General features: G+C 62.1%; 20 protein-coding genes. 13 read left to right on the plus strand and 7 right to left on the minus strand.

Annotation, left to right across the window (positions count from 1 at the left end):
• Positions 1-35 precede the first annotated feature (35 nt).
• Positions 36-1,136, plus strand: a complete 1,101-nt coding sequence (locus AB8B02_RS29290; protein WP_158596750.1) for a glycosyltransferase family 4 protein — start codon at positions 36-38, stop codon at positions 1,134-1,136.
• On the opposite strand, the gene AB8B02_RS29295 is transcribed toward AB8B02_RS29290, so the two are convergent.
• Positions 1,133-2,059, minus strand: a complete 927-nt coding sequence (locus AB8B02_RS29295) for a LysR family transcriptional regulator (protein WP_120289103.1) — start codon at positions 2,057-2,059, stop codon at positions 1,133-1,135. The two genes, AB8B02_RS29290 and AB8B02_RS29295, sit on opposite strands and share 4 nt — an antisense overlap.
• 107 nt (positions 2,060-2,166) lie before the next feature.
• On the opposite strand from AB8B02_RS29295, the gene AB8B02_RS29300 reads away from it, so the two are divergent.
• The 4 genes from AB8B02_RS29300 (at position 2,167) to AB8B02_RS29315 (ending at position 4,913) form a co-directional block, all read left to right on the plus strand.
• Positions 2,167-2,865 carry a pirin family protein gene (locus tag AB8B02_RS29300; protein WP_120288381.1) on the plus strand — a complete coding sequence of 233 codons (699 nt, stop codon included), beginning with the start codon at positions 2,167-2,169 and terminating at the stop codon, positions 2,863-2,865.
• Between the two features lie 66 nt (positions 2,866-2,931).
• Complete coding sequence (gene wrbA, locus AB8B02_RS29305; protein ID WP_068733146.1) at positions 2,932-3,531, plus strand: NAD(P)H:quinone oxidoreductase; 600 nt, start codon at positions 2,932-2,934, stop codon at positions 3,529-3,531.
• A gap of 291 nt (positions 3,532-3,822) precedes the next feature.
• The gene (locus AB8B02_RS29310) at positions 3,823-4,197 is read left to right on the plus strand and encodes a winged helix-turn-helix domain-containing protein (RefSeq protein WP_120288382.1); all 375 of its coding nucleotides are present in this window, start codon (positions 3,823-3,825) and stop codon (positions 4,195-4,197) included.
• 149 nt (positions 4,198-4,346) lie between these two features.
• Positions 4,347-4,913 (plus strand): DUF2478 domain-containing protein, encoded by a 567-nt coding sequence (locus AB8B02_RS29315; protein ID WP_120288383.1) that lies wholly within the window; start codon positions 4,347-4,349, stop codon positions 4,911-4,913.
• A 21-nt stretch (positions 4,914-4,934) separates the two neighbouring features.
• Here AB8B02_RS29315 and AB8B02_RS29320 read toward each other — a convergent pair whose 3' ends face one another.
• From AB8B02_RS29320 to AB8B02_RS29330, 3 genes are all read right to left on the minus strand, one after another.
• The gene (locus tag AB8B02_RS29320) at positions 4,935-5,597 is read right to left on the minus strand and encodes a sulfite oxidase-like oxidoreductase (RefSeq protein WP_120288384.1); all 663 of its coding nucleotides are present in this window, start codon (positions 5,595-5,597) and stop codon (positions 4,935-4,937) included.
• A gap of 30 nt (positions 5,598-5,627) precedes the next feature.
• Positions 5,628-6,863, minus strand: a complete 1,236-nt coding sequence (locus AB8B02_RS29325; protein WP_120289104.1) for an MFS transporter — start codon at positions 6,861-6,863, stop codon at positions 5,628-5,630.
• Between the two features lie 360 nt (positions 6,864-7,223).
• Entirely contained in the window at positions 7,224-8,648 is a 1,425-nt protein-coding gene (locus AB8B02_RS29330; protein WP_439062139.1) for an amidase, read from the minus strand.
• Between the two features lie 132 nt (positions 8,649-8,780).
• Here AB8B02_RS29330 and AB8B02_RS29335 point away from each other — a divergent pair, with 132 nt between their 5' ends.
• Positions 8,781-9,626 (plus strand): alpha/beta hydrolase, encoded by an 846-nt coding sequence (locus AB8B02_RS29335; RefSeq protein WP_439065871.1) that lies wholly within the window; start codon positions 8,781-8,783, stop codon positions 9,624-9,626.
• Positions 9,627-9,695: 69 nt separating this feature from the next.
• On the opposite strand, the gene AB8B02_RS29340 is transcribed toward AB8B02_RS29335, so the two are convergent.
• On the minus strand, positions 9,696-10,451 hold the full coding sequence (locus AB8B02_RS29340) for an SDR family oxidoreductase (protein WP_120289105.1): 756 nt from the start codon (positions 10,449-10,451) through the stop codon (positions 9,696-9,698).
• Positions 10,452-10,584: 133 nt separating this feature from the next.
• Here AB8B02_RS29340 and AB8B02_RS29345 point away from each other — a divergent pair, with 133 nt between their 5' ends.
• Entirely contained in the window at positions 10,585-11,475 is an 891-nt protein-coding gene (locus AB8B02_RS29345) for an AraC family transcriptional regulator (RefSeq protein WP_120288387.1), read from the plus strand.
• 43 nt (positions 11,476-11,518) lie between these two features.
• On the opposite strand, the gene AB8B02_RS29350 is transcribed toward AB8B02_RS29345, so the two are convergent.
• Entirely contained in the window at positions 11,519-11,950 is a 432-nt protein-coding gene (locus AB8B02_RS29350) for a winged helix-turn-helix transcriptional regulator (protein ID WP_089262474.1), read from the minus strand.
• A 156-nt stretch (positions 11,951-12,106) separates the two neighbouring features.
• Here AB8B02_RS29350 and AB8B02_RS29355 point away from each other — a divergent pair, with 156 nt between their 5' ends.
• Positions 12,107-12,982, plus strand: coding sequence for an alpha/beta fold hydrolase (locus AB8B02_RS29355; protein ID WP_120288388.1), 876 nt, complete (start codon positions 12,107-12,109; stop codon positions 12,980-12,982).
• 20 nt (positions 12,983-13,002) lie between these two features.
• On the plus strand, positions 13,003-14,004 hold the full coding sequence (locus AB8B02_RS29360; protein ID WP_120288389.1) for an NADP-dependent oxidoreductase: 1,002 nt from the start codon (positions 13,003-13,005) through the stop codon (positions 14,002-14,004).
• Between the two features lie 9 nt (positions 14,005-14,013).
• On the opposite strand, the gene AB8B02_RS29365 is transcribed toward AB8B02_RS29360, so the two are convergent.
• Entirely contained in the window at positions 14,014-15,024 is a 1,011-nt protein-coding gene (locus AB8B02_RS29365; RefSeq protein WP_068733162.1) for a polyprenyl synthetase family protein, read from the minus strand.
• Positions 15,025-15,260: 236 nt separating this feature from the next.
• Between AB8B02_RS29365 and AB8B02_RS29370 the strand changes: the two genes are divergently transcribed.
• The 4 genes from AB8B02_RS29370 (at position 15,261) to AB8B02_RS29385 (ending at position 17,688) form a co-directional block, all read left to right on the plus strand.
• On the plus strand, positions 15,261-15,488 hold the full coding sequence (locus AB8B02_RS29370; RefSeq protein WP_068733164.1) for a putative signal transducing protein: 228 nt from the start codon (positions 15,261-15,263) through the stop codon (positions 15,486-15,488).
• A 4-nt stretch (positions 15,489-15,492) separates the two neighbouring features.
• The gene (locus tag AB8B02_RS29375) at positions 15,493-16,269 is read left to right on the plus strand and encodes a methyltransferase (RefSeq protein ID WP_120288390.1); all 777 of its coding nucleotides are present in this window, start codon (positions 15,493-15,495) and stop codon (positions 16,267-16,269) included.
• A gap of 234 nt (positions 16,270-16,503) precedes the next feature.
• Positions 16,504-17,388, plus strand: a complete 885-nt coding sequence (locus tag AB8B02_RS29380) for a S49 family peptidase (RefSeq protein ID WP_120288391.1) — start codon at positions 16,504-16,506, stop codon at positions 17,386-17,388.
• A 108-nt stretch (positions 17,389-17,496) separates the two neighbouring features.
• Positions 17,497-17,688 (plus strand): hypothetical protein, encoded by a 192-nt coding sequence (locus AB8B02_RS29385; protein ID WP_116661316.1) that lies wholly within the window; start codon positions 17,497-17,499, stop codon positions 17,686-17,688.
• Positions 17,689-18,052: the final 364 nt, after the last annotated feature.

The raw sequence follows: 18,052 nt of genomic DNA on the forward strand, positions 1-18,052 counted from the left end.
AAGTCGCCCGGCATTCGGGCCGGGAGCATTTCAAAGTGGGTTGTGTGCTTCAATTGATTTCGTCGCTGACCGTGGGCGGGTCCGAGCGACTGCTGATCAATTTCGCTGCCAGTTGCACGCCGGGAGAGGACATTCCGCAGGTTTTCGTCGTCATTAACGACTTTTTCCATCCCGATCTTGCTGCCGAGCTCTCCGCGACAGGTCATCCGGTCTACTTCCTCAAGCGTCCACCCGGGAACCGCAATCCACGTGTCATTCTAAGTTTACTCAACATCATCCGCCGTCACGATATTCGCATCATCCATGCGCATGACAGCGGCGCCAAGCACTTCGCCATGTTGAGTAAACTGTATCGTCCGATGAGCGTCGGCTACACGATTCACAATACCGGCCTCGTCAACGCGTGGGACCGCGTAAAGCTTCGGCTGCATCAGCGGTTCGTCGATTGGAACATCGCGATCTCTGCTGCGGTCGAGCGTGAATGTGAAGCTGTCAAACTGAAGCGCCTGTTCAAGGTGCATAACGGCATCCCGCTCGCGACATTCGATAGAGTGGCGCGGCAACGTCGCTTCGGCTCGCCGCTGCGGCTGATCAACGTGGCCCGCATCTATCCCAAGCAGAAGGGGCAGGACATCCTGATCAAGGCGGTCAGTCTCTGCGCGGCACGCGGGCTCGACATTCGCTGCGATTTTGTCGGCAGCCCGCCAGCGGGCGACGAGTCGACCCTCCTGAGTTTGAAGGCACAGGCGATCGCCGAAAATGTCGCCGATCGTATTCGCTTTCTGTGTGGGCGCACCGATGTGTGCCGTCCGCTGGACGAGGCCGATATCTTCGTCCTGCCATCGCGTTTCGAAGGTTTCGGACTGGTGCTGCTCGAAGCCATGGCGGTCGGCCTGCCTGTCATCGCCGCGGATGTCGATGGCCCGGCCGAACTGCTGGTGGATGGCTCGAACGGTATCAAATTCAAGGTCGGATCCGCCGAGGATCTCGCCGACAAGATCGCGGCGCTTGCGGCGCAGCCTGAGCTCGCCGCGAAGATCGCAAGGACGGCGAAGGATTTCGTCACCGAATTCGATATCGCCAATATGCGCGACCAGTATTTCGGCATCTACGGGCAGATGATGAAGGCGAGCTAGCCTGATGTCTTGCGTGCGCGCTTGCCGGTGGCAGCGAGTTTGTCAGCAAGAAATTCCAGCAGCACTTCGACACGGGCAGGGCGGGGACCGCCCGGTGGCGTGACGAGGTAGACACCGCTCGACGATTGCGACCAGTCCTGCAACACGGCTTCCAGCGCGCCGCTCGCCAATGCATCACCGACGATGAAATCCGGCAAGTCGCTGATCCCCAATCCGGCGATCAGCGCAGGCAGCAGCGCCTCGCCATTGTTGACGCGGAGCGGCCCCGCCGGCCGAACGCTGGCCTGTTCGCCGGCCGCATTGGTGAAGTGCCAGACGCCGGGGGTCGAGAGATAGGTGTAGCCAAAGCATTTGTGGTCGGCGAGATGCATGGGGTGCGTCGGCCGGCCGTATTTCGCAAAATAGGACGGTGCCGCCACGATGTGGCGCTTCACCGGGCAGAGCCGCCGCGCGATCAGCGATGAGTCCGGCAGCGTGGCGATGCGGATTGCAGCATCGAAACCTTCGCCGATCAGATCGACGGTGGCGTCGCTGAGGCTGAGGTCGATGGAGACTTCCGGATATTTGGCGAGGAACTCCGGCAGCAGATGCGCCACCGTATTGGTGCCGTAGGTCATCGGCACGGCCAGCCGTACCAGCCCGCGCGGCGTCGCCGACTGCGCCAGCGCCTCGTTCTCGAGCGCTTCGCCGTCCGCCAGCAATTGCGCAGCCTTCACCGCCAGCGTCCGGCCTGCATCGGTCAGCGCCAGCCGCCGCGAGGTCCGGTTGAACAGCCTGGCACCGAGGCGGTCCTCCAGCCGGCTCACCGCCTTGGAGACGGTGGCCTTGGACAGGGTCAGCTCGGTTGCCGCCGCCGCAAAGGACCGCAGTTCGACCACCTTGGCGAAAATCGCCAGCGCCTCGAAGTCGGGAAGTTTTGACATCTCAAAATCCGAAACGATGAGTTTCAATCATTTCTATTTATGCGCCATCTGAGAGGCCATATCCAGATGCCCAGGATGCAAATGCATCAAACGACGGAGATTTCGTCATGATCGACCTCAGACCTTTCGACAAACTCGGCGGCGCCGACCACGGCTGGCTCAAGGCTAAGCACCATTTCTCGTTCGGCAGCCACTACGACCCCGAGAATATGGGCCACGGCAGCTTGCGCGTCTGGAACGACGACGAGATCGCGCCGAACACCGGTTTCCCGGCTCATCCGCATTCCAACATGGAAATCATCACCTATGTCCGCGAAGGCGCGATCACGCATCAGGACAGTCTGGGCAACACGGGTCGCACCGAGGCTGGCGACGTCCAGGTGATGAGTGCGGGCTCAGGCATCCGGCACTCCGAATACAATCTGGAGGCATCGACCACGCGGATCTTCCAGATCTGGATCGAGCCCACACAAACGGGCGGCCAGCCTTGCTGGGGCGCCAAGCCGTTCCCGAAGGCCGATCGCTCCGGCCAGTTCGTCACCATTGCCAGTGGCTTCAAGGACGACGCTGGGGCACTGCCTATCCGGGCTGACGCCCGCGTGCTGGCAACGACGCTGAAGGCCGGTGAGACCGCGCAATATCCGCTGGGTAGCTCGCGCAACGGCTACCTCGTGCCGGCGGCTGGCGCGATTGAGATCAACGGCATTCGCGTCAACGCCCGCGACGGCGTCGCCATCCGTGATGAAGCAAACGTCACGATCAAGGCGCTGGAAGATTCCGAACTCGTTCTGGTGGACGCCGCCTGACGCAAGTCAAAGGCGCCCACCAATCATCAACCCGACCTATTCATCCCAATCCAACGGAGACTGACCATGACCAAAGTACTCGTTCTGTATTATTCCGCTTACGGCCATATCGAAGCGATGGCCAATGCCGTCGCCGAAGGTGCCCGCGAAGCCGGTGCCACTGTCGATATCAAGCGGGTGCCTGAACTGGTGCCTGCCGAGGTCGCCAAGGCGTCCTACTACAAGATGGACCAGGCTGCCCCGATCGCGACCATCGACGATCTCGCCAATTACGACGCCATCATCGTCGGCACCGGCACCCGCTTCGGCCGCATGTCCTCGCAGATGGCCAACTTCCTCGATCAGGCCGGTGGCCTGTGGATGAAGGGCGCGCTGCATGGCAAGGTCGGCGGTGCCTTCACCGCGACCGCGACCCAGCATGGCGGCCAGGAGACCACGCTGTTCTCCATCATCACCAACCTGCTGCATTTCGGCATGACCATCGTCGGCCTCAATTACGGCTTCCAGGGCCAGATGAAGCTCGATGAAGTCACCGGCGGTTCGCCTTACGGCGCGACCACCCTGACCGGTGGCGACGGCAGCCGCCAGCCTTCGGCCAACGAGCTGGCCGGTGCCCGCTATCAGGGCAAGGCGATCGCCGAGACCGCGAAGAAACTTCACGGTTAAGCTGCGTGGCTAACTAAAAAGAGATGGCTGACAAGAGAAAGGCGGCGTTCTGATTGCAGAGCGCCGCTCTATCTATGCTGGAACAAACGGATTCGATTTCATCATGCTCGACGTGTATTTCATCTATCAGCTGGCCCGGCGGCCGCTGCACGCGATGGCCCGGAAATGGCTTTGTCGCGGCATCGCGCATGTGACCAGGGGCGAAGTCGTTTGCCCCGAATGCCGCCAACACTGAAACGTTCCTCGATTGTTGGACTGGCAACGTTGCGTCTGGGGACGTAGACTTCGGCTATGTCGAAGCCAGCCAGCCCGCCCGCGCCAGCCCTCAGTATCCGCATCGACCTCGATCCCGAGGGACGGATCGGACCGGGCAAGATTCAGCTTCTCGAACATATTCATGCCACCGGTTCGATTTCGGCCGCTGGCCGCGCCATGGCGATGTCCTACAAGCGCGCCTGGGATCTGGTGGATGAACTCAACCGGATCTGCGGGCAGCCTGCCGTCGAGCGCCAGACTGGCGGCAAGAATGGGGGCGGAGCTCTCCTCACGCCATTCGGCCTTACGCTCATCAAGCGCTATCGCGGCATCGAAAACGCTGCGGCCACCGCCGCGCGCAAGGAGCTGCTGGCGCTGAAGGGCGACATCGGCAAGAAGCGCAGGTTCTAACCGGTCCAGCCGGCGGTATCACCGTTGTATCCGGATAAATATATCGTGACGGTCACCCCGATCGCGCTTTCGAATGGCTCTTTTCTGGAATAGGATTGATGCATCCTTGGTCGCTCGTGGCGCGCCGTGGTCTAAACTGGAACTTCGCAATGTTCGACGCCCAATGCGATCTGGCTGCGCTTGTCTATGACAAGGATCAGGATCCCGACGCAGTGTTGCACACCTTCGCGGCGGATTTGAGCAAGCAGGGCATTCGCGCCGTCGGATTGGTGCAACTCGGGCATCGCGAATTCGACGTGCCGAAGCTGACTGCGGTCATGCTGCACACCGGTGCGCACGTGCGCTTGTTTCAGGATCTCGGTCCCGGCGCCAAGGGCTGCAAGCTCGATGTCGGACAATTGCTCGATGCCGGCACGCAGGTCGCCGACGCCATCGACGAGGGCGCCGATCTGGTCATCATCAACCGGTTCGGCAAGCAGGAGCGCGAGGGCAAGGGGCTCGCTTATCTGATCGAGCGCGCGCTCTCTAGCGATATCCCCGTGGTGATCGCCGTGCCGTTGCATCGCTTCGCCGAATGGATCGCATTTGCCGATGGCATGAGCGTGAAGCTGCATTGCGATCGCGAGTCGCTCGACGGCTGGTGGGCGAAAGTCTCTTGTCGCACCGAGGGACTTATACGTCAGGACCATCGCAGCGTTTGCGAAGTGGTGAAATAGAATTCCATCAACGCGCAGTCGTCAATCGTCCGAATACCGTTGCTCCTGCCACGGATCGCCGCGGTTGTGATAACCGCGGACTTCCCAATAGCCGGGCTTGTCGTCGCCGACGAACTGGATGCGCTGCAGCCACTTGGCGCTCTTCCAGAAATACAGATGCGGCACGATCACGCGCACGGGGCCGCCATGGTCGCGCTCGATCGGGGAGCCCTGCCACGAATGTGCCAGCAGTGCGTCTTCGGCAGCGAAGTCTTCCAATGACAGGTTGGTGGTGTAGCCGTCATGGGATTCCAGCACCACGAAGCGTGCCTCGGGCTTCGGCTGGCAGGCGTCGAGCAGCGCGCGGGTCGAAAGACCCTCCCACTGGTTGTTGTAACGCGACCAGGTGGTGACGCAGTGGATGTCCGAGATGAAGGTCGATTGCGGCTGCGCGCTGAACTGGCCGAAATCCCAGAACAGCGGCGTCTCGACGGCGCCGTAGACATCGAGGCGCCAGCGCTCGCGAGGGATGTTTGGCGTGATGCCCAGATCCAGTACCGGCCAATCCTGGGTCAGGTGCTGGCCGGGCGGGAGCCGCTGGTCGTCCGGGCGCGCAATCTTGCCGGTGAGAAACCGGCCTTCGCGCGCCCAGCGCTGTTTGGTCTGCGTCAGCTTGGATTCCGGCGGGGTGTGATCCTCGGTCATGGCTGACGCTCCTTGGCTAGACGTTGACCATCACTCGTGACGGTGCATCGCCGACTTGTGCTTGGTGTCGCGCATGGTGGCGTAAATCAGCAGCGACAGGAAGATCATGCCCGACAGATAATAGTAGAACCACTGTTCATGACCGATCTGCTTGAAGTACAGCGCGATCGCCGGCGCCGTACCGCCGAAGATTGACACCGTCAGCGCATAGGGCACGCCGACGCCCAGCGCACGGATATTGGTCGGGAACAGTTCGGCCTTCACCACCGCATTGATCGAGGTATAGCCGGCCACGAAGATCCAGGCGCCGCAGATCAGCAGGAACGCCGTGAATGGCGACTTGGTGGTCTGCAGCGTGGTGAGGATCGGAACAGTCGCCAGCGTGCCGGCAACGCCGAAGAAGATCAGCAGCGGCTTGCGGCCGATGCGGTCGGAGATCGCGCCATAGATCGGCTGCAGCAGGCAGGCGAATATCAGCGTGCCGAAGATCACCGTGGTGGTTTGGTCCGCGGTGAGGCCGACCGAGAGCTTGACGAAGGTCTGCATGTAGGTGGTGAAGGTATAGAACGCTGCGGTGCCGCCGGCGGTGAGGCCGACAACCAGCAGCAATTCGCGCGGATAGGCCATCAGCGCGCGCAGCGAACCCATTGGCTTGGCCTGCTTCTTCGCTTCAACGAACTGGTCAGTCTCGTGCATGTCGCGACGCATCACGGCGGTGAAGACCGCAAGACCAGCGCCGATCACGAACGGAATGCGCCAGCCCCAGTCCTTCAGCTCCTGCTCGGTGAGGAACACCTTCTGCAGCAGCAGGAGCACGATGATCGCGGTCAGCTGGCCGCCGATCAGCGTGACATACTGGAAGCTCGAATAGAAACCGCGATGCTTGGGATCGGCAACTTCCGAGAGATAGGTGGCGCTGGCGCCGTATTCGCCGCCGAGGCTGAGGCCTTCGATGATGCGGGCGAGCGCGAGCAGGATCGGTGCCGCGATGCCGATGGTGGCGTAGGTCGGCGTGCAGGCGATGATCAGCGAGCCGAAGCACATGCACAGGACCGAGATCGTCAGCGATATACGACGGCCATAGGTGTCGGCGAGATAGCCGAACAGCCAGCCGCCGAGCGGCCGCATCAGGAAGGTGGCGGCAAACAGCACGGCCGCATTGAGCTGCTGAACGACGGGGTCGGAGTTCGGGAAGAAGGCCGGTGCGAAATACAGGGCGAAGGCGGTGTAGGCGTAGAAGTCGTACCATTCGACGAGATTGCCCATCGAGCCGATGAAGATCGCCTTGATGCGTTTTTTGGCGTCGTCGAAATGGAGTTTGCCGTCCGCCGGCGGTGCGAATGAATCTGCCACGTAGAACCCTCGTATTCCGTGAAATGAAATGTCCCGTTGCCACGCTCGGCACGAAAAGCCAATGCCGCGGAATGCATTGCTGCTGGCAGGATCGTTCTGTCAGGCGATGCCCGCATCCCGGCCGCGGCCGCACATGACTAGCCGCGACGTGCGACAATGTGGCTTAGACAAAAGTCTATGAAGGGTAGCGGTACTCCGGGCGGCCCTGCCCAAAGACATCGTCCTGGCGGCACAAGGCCAGCCAGGACGAGCGAGTATGAGGGCGGAGTTCCGTTACTTCGCCGGACGCGGATCGATCGGCGTGGAATCGCGCAGGCCCAGAATGTCTTCCAGCACGCGTGCGCCGGCGAGCAGTGAGGCTTCGCCGCGCGGCGGGCCGACCACCTGCAGACCGACCGGCAGACCCGTCGATGTGAAGCCGCAAGGCATCGACAGCGCCGGGCAGCAGGTCAGGGTGATCGCATAGACGATGCCCAGCCACTGCACGTAGTTATCAAATTTGGTGCCGTTGCATTCGGCGAGATAGCGCTGCTCGATCGGGAACGGCGGCGTGATGGTCGCCGGGCACAGCAGCAGGTCGTAGGTCTGGAAGAACTCGTAGGCACGTGCCGCCAGCGTGACACGCTGCGCTTCCGCCTTCGCCAGGTCATCGACCGTGAGCTTCAGGCCCTGCTCGATGTTCCAGATTACTTCCGGCTTCAGCTGATCGCGCTTGTCGCGGAGCAGCTGGAGCTTCGAGATCGCGAAGTCGTAGGCGCGCAGCACATGGAAGCATTCGTGGGCTTCGCGCAGGTCGGGATGCGCTTCCTCGACGATGACGCCGGCGTCGGCGAATGCCATCGCTGCCTTGCGGGTGATGGCGACCACTTCGGGGTCCACGGGGGTGATGCCGAGATCCGGCGAATAGGCGATGCGCTTCGGTTTGGTACCGGCGCGCACGGCCGAGCGGAACGAGGTCGGCAGTTTCGGCAGCGAGATCAGATCGGCGGGATGTTCGCCGCTCATGGCATCCAGCATCAGCGCGAGGTCTTCCACGGTGCGGGCCATCGGGCCCTGCACGCTCACCATCCGGGCGAGCGCCACGGCGGGCGTGGACGCAACGCGGCCGACGCTCGGACGCAGGCCGACGATGCCGCAGAAGCTGGCGGGGTTGCGCAGCGAACCGCCCATGTCGGAGCCATGGGCAATCCACGCCGTGCCGCTGGCAAGTGCTGCCGCGGCGCCGCCGGACGAGCCGGCGGCCGACTTCGACAGGTCCCACGGATTCAGCGTCGCACCGAACACTTCGTTGAACGTATTGGCGCCCGCGCCGAATTCAGGCGTGTTGGATTTCGCATAGATCACGCCGCCGTTTTCTTCGAGGCGTTCGACCAGCACGTTGGACTTGGTCGGCACCACGTCCTTGTAGATCGGCGAGCCCTGTGTGGTGCGCACGCCGGCGACGGCGGTGAGATCCTTGATCGGCACCGGCAGGCCGGCAAGGATGCCGCGTTCGCCGAGCGGCTTCTTCATCAATTCCTTCGCGTGATCGCGGGCGCGATCGAAACACAGGATCGGCAGCGCGTTGACCTGGCCATCGACTTCCTTGATGCGCGCTTCCAGCGCGTCCAGCAGGTCGAGCGGCGTTACCGTCCCGGCATTGAGTTGATCGACCACGGCGCAGGCCGTTGCTTTGATGAGATCTTGCTGAGAGGCCACGCACGTCTCCAATTTCGGATGCAGAGCAATTCGTATGCTTGGGATGTCGATCCCGACGTAGCCGTGTAGACCATTTTCTGGATAAATGGGACTCGCAGGCAGTGTCGCCTCACACAATGCAGGGATGCAACCATGAGTAAGCCTTTCGGCGATTCCAACTGGCGCGCGATGACGCGCGAGCAGCTCGATGCCGGTCTGAACAACTCGACTGCCGTTGCGGGCAGCGCCGACATCGCCGCCGGATGGGGCCAGCGCTCTGACGCGATGAAGGCGAAGTATCCCGCGCATCTCGACGTCGCCTATGGCCCGCGCGAGCGCAACAGGTTCGATTTCATCAAGGCCGCCGACAGCGGGCCGACACTGCTGCTGATCCATGGTGGCTACTGGCAGATGCGCTCGAAGGATTTTTTCACCTGCTTCGCTGCAGGTCCCATCGCCCACGGTATCAACGTCGCTGCAATTGGTTACACACTCGCGCCGGATGCGACGCTGGAGGAGATCGTGGCCGAGATGCATGCCGGCGTCGATGCGCTGGTTGAGAAGCTTCCCTCGCTCGGCGGCGATCCGAACCGCATCGTGGTGTCCGGCTGGTCCGCCGGTGGTCATCTCACCTCGACGACGCTGTCGCATCCGAAGGTGAAGGGCGGCGTCGCCATTTCGGGCATCTACGATCTCGAGCCGATCCGCGCGTCCTATTTGAATGAAAAGCTGAAGCTGGACGAGGCGATGTCGAAGCGGCAGTCGCCGCTGCTGCAGGATGGCGGCCCGAACAAGCCGCTCGCGCTGGTGGTTGGCGGCGGCGAATTGCCGATCCTGCGCCAGCAGACGGCGGACCTTGCCGTGCACCGGGCAAAGTACGGTTTGCCGGTGAGCTATGAGGAGATCCCGGGCGCTGATCACTTCTCGATCATGAAAGAGCTGGAATCGCCGACGGGGCGGATCACGACGCTGATCAAGGAATTGGTCGCGCGGATTTAGAATCAGACCAGCAATTTGAGTATGTGAGACGTATCCCGGCGCCGCTCGTCAGCGCCGGGATTGTTTTGTCTACAGCCCCTGTCCGCCCGACACCTCGATCCGCTGCGCGTTCACCCAGCGATTGTCCTCCGACAGCAGGTTCGCGATCATCGGTCCGATATCGTCGGGCAGGCCGACGCGGCCAAGGGCGGTCATGCCGGCGATCGTCTTGTTGATGTCTGGATTGTCACGCACGGCACCGCCGCCGAAATCGGTTTCGATTGCGCCGGGCGCGACCGTGTTCACGGTGATCCGGCGGCTGCCCAGTTCCTTCGCCATATACATGGTCATCACCTCGACGGCGCCTTTCATGGCGGCATAAGCGGCGTAGCCCGGGAGGCACATGCGGGTCAGTCCGGACGACAGGTTCACGATGCGACCGCCGTCTGCCATCAGTGGCAGCAGTGCCTGCGTGAGAAAGAACACGCCCTTGAAATGGACGTTCACCAGCCCGTCGAACTGCGCCTCGGTAGTGTCGGAGATCAGTGCATAATCGCCGTGTCCGGCATTGTTCACGAGATGGTCGAACGTCTCGCGCGACCAGGTTTCGCGCAGCGCTGTTCGCAGACGGCCAGCAAATTTGGCGAGGCCGGCAATCTTGCCGGTGTCGAGTTGCAGCGCCACCGCCTTGCGGCCCATGTGCTGGATTTCAGAGACGACAGCCTGTGCGTCTTCGCTGCGGCTTTGATAGGTGAGGACGACATCGCCGCCGTGACGGGCGATGTTGAGAGCGGTATTGCGGCCGAGACCGCGGCTGGCGCCGGTAATGAGGGTAATCTTGGTCATGGTCAGCTCCTGTGGTGTGACCATTCCGATATCGCCCCGACGAACCAGGGCTAGTTGCCCGAAGCTCGACGTTCCTTGCCTAATCCTCCAAAATCATGTGCTGGCGCATTTACGATGATGTAGGCTGAGCCTCATGACCACGCTTCTCAATGCCGTTCGCCGTTACACAGAGACCCATGCTGATAGTGCCGGCATCGCGACTACGCCGATCCTTGGCCTTGCTGCCGTGCGCGCAACCACACCCAGCGACATTATCCACGCGATCTTCCAGCCGCTGATCTGCCTCGTCGTGCAGGGCACCAAGCATGTCACCATGGGCACGGAGAGTTTTGTCTTCGCCGCCGGGGATTCGCTGATCATCACGGCCGATGTTCCGATCGTCAGTCAAATCACGCGGGCGAGCATTGCCGCGCCCTATCTCTCGCTGGTGTTCGAACTTGATCTGGCCGTGATCGCCGAACTGGTTGTTGAGATGAAAGCGGAGCCAAGCGCTGATCTCGCGCGTGTCCGGGTCGAGCCCACCGATGCCGAAGTTGCGGACGCGGCGTTGCGGCTGATGCGCTTGCTCGATCGTCCGGCGTCATTGCCGGTGCTGCGCGCGCAGCTGGTGCGGGAGATGCATTACTGGCTGCTGGCTGGTCGCCACGGGCCGGCGATCCGACGGCTTGGCTGGCCGGATAGTCACGCACAACGTGTCGCGCGCGCGGTCGCGGTGTTGCGCGCCGATTTCGCGCGGCCGGTGCTGGTCGAGCGTCTTGCAGATGTTGCGGGCATGAGCCCGTCATCATTCCACCAGCATTTCCGCAGCGTGACGTCGCTCTCGCCGCTGCAATTTCAGAAGCAGTTGCGTCTGATCGAGGCGCGGCGGCTGATGCTGTGGGAGGGCGCGACCGCGAGCAGCGCGGCCTTCGCCGTCGGTTATGAGAGCGTGCCGCAATTCACCCGGGAATATGGCCGCATGTTCGGCGCGCCGCCGGTACGCGACATCGAGGCTGCGCGTGACAAGGCACGCTCCGTGGCGTGATCGCCAGCGCATTGCCGGCCATGGCGCCGGAATGCCGCGCGGCTCATTCGATTGCGGCGACGCGAATGGGACGTGTTCCGACCGGAGCGCCGGTCTCGCGGTCGATGGTAACGGGATCGATCTCCGTTCCGGCCTCTGCGTCGAAGAACCGGGTGACGTCGCCCCCGCCGCGATGCTTGCGTCCCCACGCACCGATCGCAAATAGCACCGGCAGAAAGTCGCGGCCGGCTTCCGTCAGCACATATTCGTCCCGTGGCGGACGCTCGGAATAGCGACGTTTCTCCAGCAGCCCTTCGTCGGTCAGGGCTGAAAGACGCCCCGTTAGCATCGTTGGCGCGATACCGAGGCCTTTGCGGAAATCATCGAAGCGGGTCAGCCCCGCATGGGCGTCGCGCATGATCAGCATGCTCCATGCGTCCCCCACTACCGCAAGGCTTCGGGCAATCAGGCATGGCTGGTCCGAAAGATTCTTCATGTCGGTATCTTTTTAGTAGTGACTTACTATTAATTCGATAGTAACACCGTCTCCAAGGATGTTCCACGATAAAATGAAGGCAGAAGCGATGAGTACAGGAGAGCGCAGCCGTGTCGGGTTGGTGACAGCACAGGTGCTGCGGCAATGGAGCAAACAATGACGAGTGCTCCTGGCAACGTTGGATCTGGTGCGCGCTACGTTGAGGCGCCCAATCTCTCCATCAACGTCGGAGGAACTGCCTTTGCCTATCGAGATCTAGGCCCCCGGGGCGGCGTGCCGCTCATTCTCCTCAATCATTGGGGAGCAGTGCTGGACAATTTCGACCCGCGGATCGTTGACGGCCTCGCCAGCAAACACCGCGTGATCGCGACCAACTATCGCGGCATCGGCGCGTCGGGCGGAACAGCACCTGTGACTATCGACGAAATGGCGCGCGACGCGATTGCCCTGATCCGGGCGCTGGGTTTCGAGAAGGTCGATCTGCTCGGCTTTTCCCTCGGCGGATTTGTGGCGCAGGATGTTGCGCTTAAAGCTCCCGGTCTTGTGCGAAAGCTCATCCTGACTGGCACCGGTCCTGCGGGCGGCAAAGGTATCGATAAGGTCGGAGCGGTGTCCTGGCCGCTCATGATCAAGGGTCTGCTGACGCTACACGACCCGAAATTGTATCTGTTTTTCACATCTACGGCCAATGGTCGCCAGGCCGCGAAGGCCTTTCTGAAGCGGTTGAAGGAACGCAAGGCGGACAGGGACAAGGGCCCGACTCCTGGCGCCTTCCTGCGGCAACTTAAGGCAATCAAAGCCTGGGGCCGACAGGCGCCTCAGGATCTCGGCCGTATCAAGATCCCCGTCCTGATCGCGAATGGCGACAACGATATCATGGTCCCGACTGTGAACAGCACCGACTTGGCCGAACGCATCCCCGGAGCGCAACTGGTGATCTACGAAGACGCCGGGCATGGCGGGATATTCCAGTACCACGCTGATTTCGTGCCGAAGGCTCTTTCCTTCCTGAGCGATTGGCGCCGCTGCTAACTTGAGATTGGAGAAAGCCCATGAAGGCATTCGTCGTTGATAAGTACAAAAAGAAGGGCGCTCTGCGCCTGGCCAACGTGCCCGAACCGGAAGTGCAGGACACTGATGTTCTGGTCCGGGTTCACGCCACAGCTGTGAACCTGCTGGATTCCAAGCTCCGGGATGGAGAGTTCAAGCTTATTCTTCCCTATCGTCCGCCTTTTATCCTGGGTCACGACGTCGCCGGAACGGTTGTCAGGACAGGATCCAAGGCCAGCCGGTTCAAGGTGGGCGACGAAGTCTATGCGCGGCCGCGCGATCATCGGGTCGGTACATTCGCCGAATTCATCGCCATCAATGAAGCTGACGTGGCGCTGAAGCCGAAAAATCTCAGCATGACGGAAGCGGCATCCATCCCGCTGGTGGGGCTAACGGCGTGGCAGGCGCTGGTCGAAGTGGGCAAGGTGAAGCCCGGCCAGAAGGTCTTCATTCAGGCCGGCTCCGGTGGTGTCGGGACTTTTGCAATCCAGCTCGCCAAGTATCTCGGCGCTACAGTTGCGACGACAACCAGTGTAAAGAATGCCGAACTGGTCAAAAGTCTCGGGGCGGATGTGGTCATCGACTACAAGACGCAGGACTTCGAGAAGGTCCTGTCGGGCTACGATCTTGTGCTGAATAGTCAGGATCCAAAGACGCTCGATAAATCTCTGGGTGTGCTCAAGCCGGGCGGCCAGCTCATTTCCATTTCCGGTCCGCCCGATCCGGCTTTCGCCAAGGAAGCCGGTCTGAACCTGTTCCTGAAACTGATCATGCGTCTGCTGAGCCGTGGCGTGAGGAAAAAAGCCGAGCGCCTCGGCCTACGCTATTCATTCCTGTTCATGCGCGCGCAGGGGCAGCAGTTGAGCGAGATTACGTCCCTGATCGAAGCCGGCGTGATCCGGCCGGTCGTCGATAAGGTGTTCCCGTTCGAGAACACCGGGGATGCGCTGGCCTATGTCGAGACCGGCCGCGCGAAGGGCAAGGTGGTCATCGCGGTGCAGTGAGGTCTGGCCTTAGTGCGTCCGTGCCAGACAGAACGCCACGACCTGCTCCAGTGCAGTCTTCATCGGCGACGACGGAAACAGCGCCAGTGCATCGACCGCCATGGCGCCGTAATGCTGGGCGCGGTTGATCGTGTCTTCCAGTGCGCGGTGCTTGGTCATCAGGCCGATCGCGTGATCGAGGTCGCCTTCGCCGATCTCGCCGCGCTCCAGCGCCTTGATCCAGAATTCGCGCTCGGCGTCGTTGCCGCGGCGGAAGGCGAGCACCACGGGCAGGGTGATCTTGCCCTCGCGGAAATCGTCGCCGACATTCTTGCCGAGCTTGGCGGCCTTGCCGCCGTAGTCGAGCACGTCGTCGATGAGCTGGAAGGCGATGCCGAGATTCATGCCGACCGAACGGCACGCGGTCTGTTCGGCCTTCGGGCGGTTCGCGATCACCGGGCCGACTTCGCAGGCGGCGGCAAACAGTTCGGCCGTCTTGCCGCGGATGACCGCGAGATATTCGTCTTCGGTGGTCGCGGTGTTCTTGGCGGCGGCGAGCTGCATCACTTCGCCCTCCGCAATGGTGGCGGCAGCCGAGGATAGAATATCGAGCGCGCGTAGCGAGCCGACCTCGACCATCATGCGGAAGGCCTGGCCGAGCAGGAAGTCGCCGACAAGAACGCTGGCCTCGTTGCCCCACAGCATGCGCGCGGACAGCTTGCCGCGGCGCAGTTCGCTCTGGTCGACCACGTCGTCATGCAGCAGCGTCGCGGTGTGCATGAATTCGACGGACGCCGCGAGCTTGATATGGCCGTCGCCGGTGTAGCCGGTGAGGTTGGCCATCGCGAGCGTCAGCATCGGGCGCAGCCGCTTGCCGCCCGACGAGATCAGGTGGTTGGCGACCTCGGGGATCATGGTGACTTCCGAGCCGGTCCGCGACAGGATGGTCGCATTGACGCGCTCCATGTCAGAGGCGACAAGGCTGACCAACTGGTCGATCGACGCTGTCGCGTGACTCTCGAAGGGAACAATCACCGCCACGCTGGGCTCTCCGAATTACAAGGGCGCTTCGTCGGGCCATGAAAAAGGCAGGCACTGGCAGCGCTTATATTCAAATAGGGCGAATTCACGTTGAAAACAGGTGTCCCCATCTGCTGAATTGCCGTCGACCGATATCGGGCCGCACAATAGAAACTGCGCAGCGGCGCGGCAAGGGCATCGGAACCTTGACTTCCCCATAGATACACACCCGGTTACTGGCAGGGAGCGACCTCCAATTGCGCGAAATCATGCGGACGAACGATGTGGTGCTGGTCTCGGCGGTGGGCGCGCTGCTCGACGGCGCGAATATCCACCATCTGGTGCTGGACCAGAATATGAGCGTGATCGAGGGATCGCTGGGCATCATTCCGCGCCGGATCCTGGTGCATGAGGACGATGACCTGCAGGCGCGCCGCGTGCTGACGGATGCCGGACTGGCCCACGAGTTGCGGCCGCAGGATTGATGTGATGGCTGACGCGATCGTGACCACGGAGGACGGCTTCCTGGGTGGCCAATTGCGGCTGCGGCAGCCGAAATCCGGCCATCGCGCCGGCCATGACGCGATCCTGCTGGCGGCCGCAACGTCAGCGCAGGCTGGTCACAAGGTCGTCGATTTCGGATCGGGCGTGGGGACGGCCGGTCTGGCGCTGGCGCGGCGTGTCCCCGGCCTGTCCCTGACGCTGGTCGAGATCGATCCGCAACTGGCTGAACTGGCGAGGGAAAATGCTGCAGCGAATGGTATTGCTGCGGATGTCGTGACGCTCGACATCGCCGCAAGCGCGGAGCTGTTCGCTGCCGCAGGCCTGCCGCAAGACAGCGCCGACGCGGTGCTGATGAATCCGCCCTTCAACGATCCCGCGCGCCATCGCGCTTCGCCGAACAAGTCGCGCGAGATCGCCCATGTCGCGACGGAAGACACGTTGCAGACATGGATTCACGCGGCGCGGCGGCTGCTCAAATCCGGCGGCGTGCTGACATTGATCTGGCGGGCGGACGGATTGCCCGATGTGCTAGCGGCGCTGGGTCGCGGCTTCGGCAGCGTCGCAATCATGCCGGTGCATGGCGATGCGACGGCGCCGGCGATCAGGGTGTTGGTGCGTGCTGTGAAGGGTGGCCGCGCGCCTGCGGCAATTGAGCCCGGCATCTCGCTGCGGGATGCGGATGGCGCGCCTGATCTCCATATCCAGCGCGTGCTGGCCGGGCAGGCGGTTCTGCCGTGGTCGTCGCTTCGGACATCGCTCTAGGCGATGCCGCAGTCAGCGTACTGTTTATTGAGGAGCTGTTTCGGAACGTTTCTGCGGCGCCGACGTGAAGTGGATCGCCGTGAGCAGCGTACCGATGATCAGCATGAGCAGATAGATTTTCATGTCTTCTCCCGCTGCGGCGTAAAGGCCTGTTATGGTTTTCAAACGCTGAAAGCGTCTCTCGGTTCAATGACAGCAGCGTGATAAAAGTTGGTTAATGTCGAGGAAATTTGAATGAGCGAATCCAATTTAAAAGCGGCGATCACAAGGCTGCTGCCTGCGCGTTTCCGTCGCGCAACTGCAGTCGTGCCGGTGGTGCGTCTGTCCGGAACGATCGGCGCCGTCACGCCGCTGCGTCCGGGATTGTCGCTCGCGGGCGTGGCAAGGCTGCTGGACAAGGCATTCGCGACGAAGAATGCCAAGGCTGTTGCGCTGGTGATCAATTCACCGGGCGGCTCGCCGGTGCAGTCGCGGCAGATCTATCTGCGCATCCGCCAGCTCGCGGCGGAGAAGAAACTACCGGTGTTCGTGTTCGTGGAGGACGTCGCGGCGTCCGGCGGCTACATGATCGCCTGCGCCGGCGATGAAATCTTTGTCGATCCGTCATCGATCGTCGGCTCCATCGGTGTCGTCGGCGGCACCTTCGGTTTTCAGGAATTGATCAAGAAGATCGGTGTCGAGCGGCGTCTCTATACGGCGGGTGAGCACAAGGCGATGCTCGATCCGTTCCTGCCGGAAAATGCCGATGATGTGGCGCGGCTGAAATCGCTTCAGCGCGAAATCCACGCGATCTTCATCAATCTCGTGAAGGAGAGCCGCGGTGCCCGGCTGAAGGGCGCCGAGGACGTGCTGTTCTCCGGAGAATACTGGGCCGGCGAAAAATCCATCGCGCTTGGCCTTAGCGATGCCATTGGCGATCTGCGCTCGGTGCTGCGCGCGCGCTATGGCGACAAGGTGCAGATGCCAGTGATCGCGCAGCCATCCGGCATGTTGTCAGGTCTGCTCGGTCGCAAATCGGGAGCGGGCTCGCAGCTATCGCTCGACGGCCTGTCGGGACTGCCGGATCAACTGATCTCGGCGCTGGAGACGCGCGCGCTGTGGTCCAAATACGGCTTTTAGCAGGACGGTATTGCGCGGCATTTGGTGGCTTAAAAGCTAATTGCAGGAATCCGGCACTTGCGCGAGACTATCGGCAGGGGGCTTGAGATGAACGACAGGAATCGACAGATGCCGCCGCTGGTCGCACTTGCAGGCGCGCTTGGGAGCGCAGCCGTTGTCCGCTGGGCCTACAGAACCGCCAAGCGGATCAATCATGAGTTGGAAGAAGCCCGCCAGGCGCGGGTGGCTGAACGCAGTGGGACCACGGACGTCCCGACCCTGCGCCGCGATCCCGTCACGGGCGCGTATCGGCCGGGCTAGACGCCGCAAACGGGCCCCCAAAACATTTGCGCCGGCCTGAGGACGGGGCACGTCCTCGAGACCGGCGACAAAGTTGGGCTTTCAGGCTTGGAGGTCCTTCGGCCCTGGAGATTTGGACAACTTAAGACTTGGAGGTCTCCGGTCCGTGCAACCGTCGTTGCCGGACCGTTCAATGGGGCAAGTCCCGACGACCGGGTTCGTTCCCACCGATGCCATTCAGGATAGTGCGCGGGACTTAACGACTGCCCCTGCTGATCAGGCGATGTGCCGGCGCGGTTACCCTCCGGTTACCGCCAAATCGGGCCGCATTGCCTTGATTCCGCAAGGCCGCGCCGATACGGTCCGCGCGCTTTGATCCGCCTTG

It is taken from the genome of Tardiphaga sp. 862_B3_N4_1, assembly GCF_051811085.1.
Lineage (GTDB): Bacteria > Pseudomonadota > Alphaproteobacteria > Rhizobiales > Xanthobacteraceae > Tardiphaga > Tardiphaga robiniae.

What these genes read in the sequence shown, in the direction of transcription:
- AB8B02_RS29295 (WP_120289103.1), bottom strand. Translation starts at nt 2,059, where the DNA reads ATGTCAAAACTTCCCGACTTCGAGGCGCTGGCGATTTTCGCCAAGGTG.
- AB8B02_RS29300 (WP_120288381.1), top strand. Translation starts at nt 2,167, where the DNA reads ATGATCGACCTCAGACCTTTCGACAAACTCGGCGGCGCCGACCACGGC.
- wrbA (WP_068733146.1), top strand. Translation starts at nt 2,932, where the DNA reads ATGACCAAAGTACTCGTTCTGTATTATTCCGCTTACGGCCATATCGAA.
- AB8B02_RS29310 (WP_120288382.1), top strand. Translation starts at nt 3,823, where the DNA reads ATGTCGAAGCCAGCCAGCCCGCCCGCGCCAGCCCTCAGTATCCGCATC.
- AB8B02_RS29315 (WP_120288383.1), top strand. Translation starts at nt 4,347, where the DNA reads ATGTTCGACGCCCAATGCGATCTGGCTGCGCTTGTCTATGACAAGGAT.
- AB8B02_RS29320 (WP_120288384.1), bottom strand. Translation starts at nt 5,597, where the DNA reads ATGACCGAGGATCACACCCCGCCGGAATCCAAGCTGACGCAGACCAAA.
- AB8B02_RS29325 (WP_120289104.1), bottom strand. Translation starts at nt 6,863, where the DNA reads ATGGGCAATCTCGTCGAATGGTACGACTTCTACGCCTACACCGCCTTC.
- AB8B02_RS29335 (WP_439065871.1), top strand. Translation starts at nt 8,781, where the DNA reads ATGAGTAAGCCTTTCGGCGATTCCAACTGGCGCGCGATGACGCGCGAG.
- AB8B02_RS29340 (WP_120289105.1), bottom strand. Translation starts at nt 10,451, where the DNA reads ATGACCAAGATTACCCTCATTACCGGCGCCAGCCGCGGTCTCGGCCGC.
- AB8B02_RS29345 (WP_120288387.1), top strand. Translation starts at nt 10,585, where the DNA reads ATGACCACGCTTCTCAATGCCGTTCGCCGTTACACAGAGACCCATGCT.
- AB8B02_RS29350 (WP_089262474.1), bottom strand. Translation starts at nt 11,950, where the DNA reads ATGAAGAATCTTTCGGACCAGCCATGCCTGATTGCCCGAAGCCTTGCG.
- AB8B02_RS29355 (WP_120288388.1), top strand. Translation starts at nt 12,107, where the DNA reads ATGACGAGTGCTCCTGGCAACGTTGGATCTGGTGCGCGCTACGTTGAG.
- AB8B02_RS29360 (WP_120288389.1), top strand. Translation starts at nt 13,003, where the DNA reads ATGAAGGCATTCGTCGTTGATAAGTACAAAAAGAAGGGCGCTCTGCGC.
- AB8B02_RS29375 (WP_120288390.1), top strand. Translation starts at nt 15,493, where the DNA reads ATGGCTGACGCGATCGTGACCACGGAGGACGGCTTCCTGGGTGGCCAA.
- AB8B02_RS29380 (WP_120288391.1), top strand. Translation starts at nt 16,504, where the DNA reads ATGAGCGAATCCAATTTAAAAGCGGCGATCACAAGGCTGCTGCCTGCG.
- AB8B02_RS29385 (WP_116661316.1), top strand. Translation starts at nt 17,497, where the DNA reads ATGCCGCCGCTGGTCGCACTTGCAGGCGCGCTTGGGAGCGCAGCCGTT.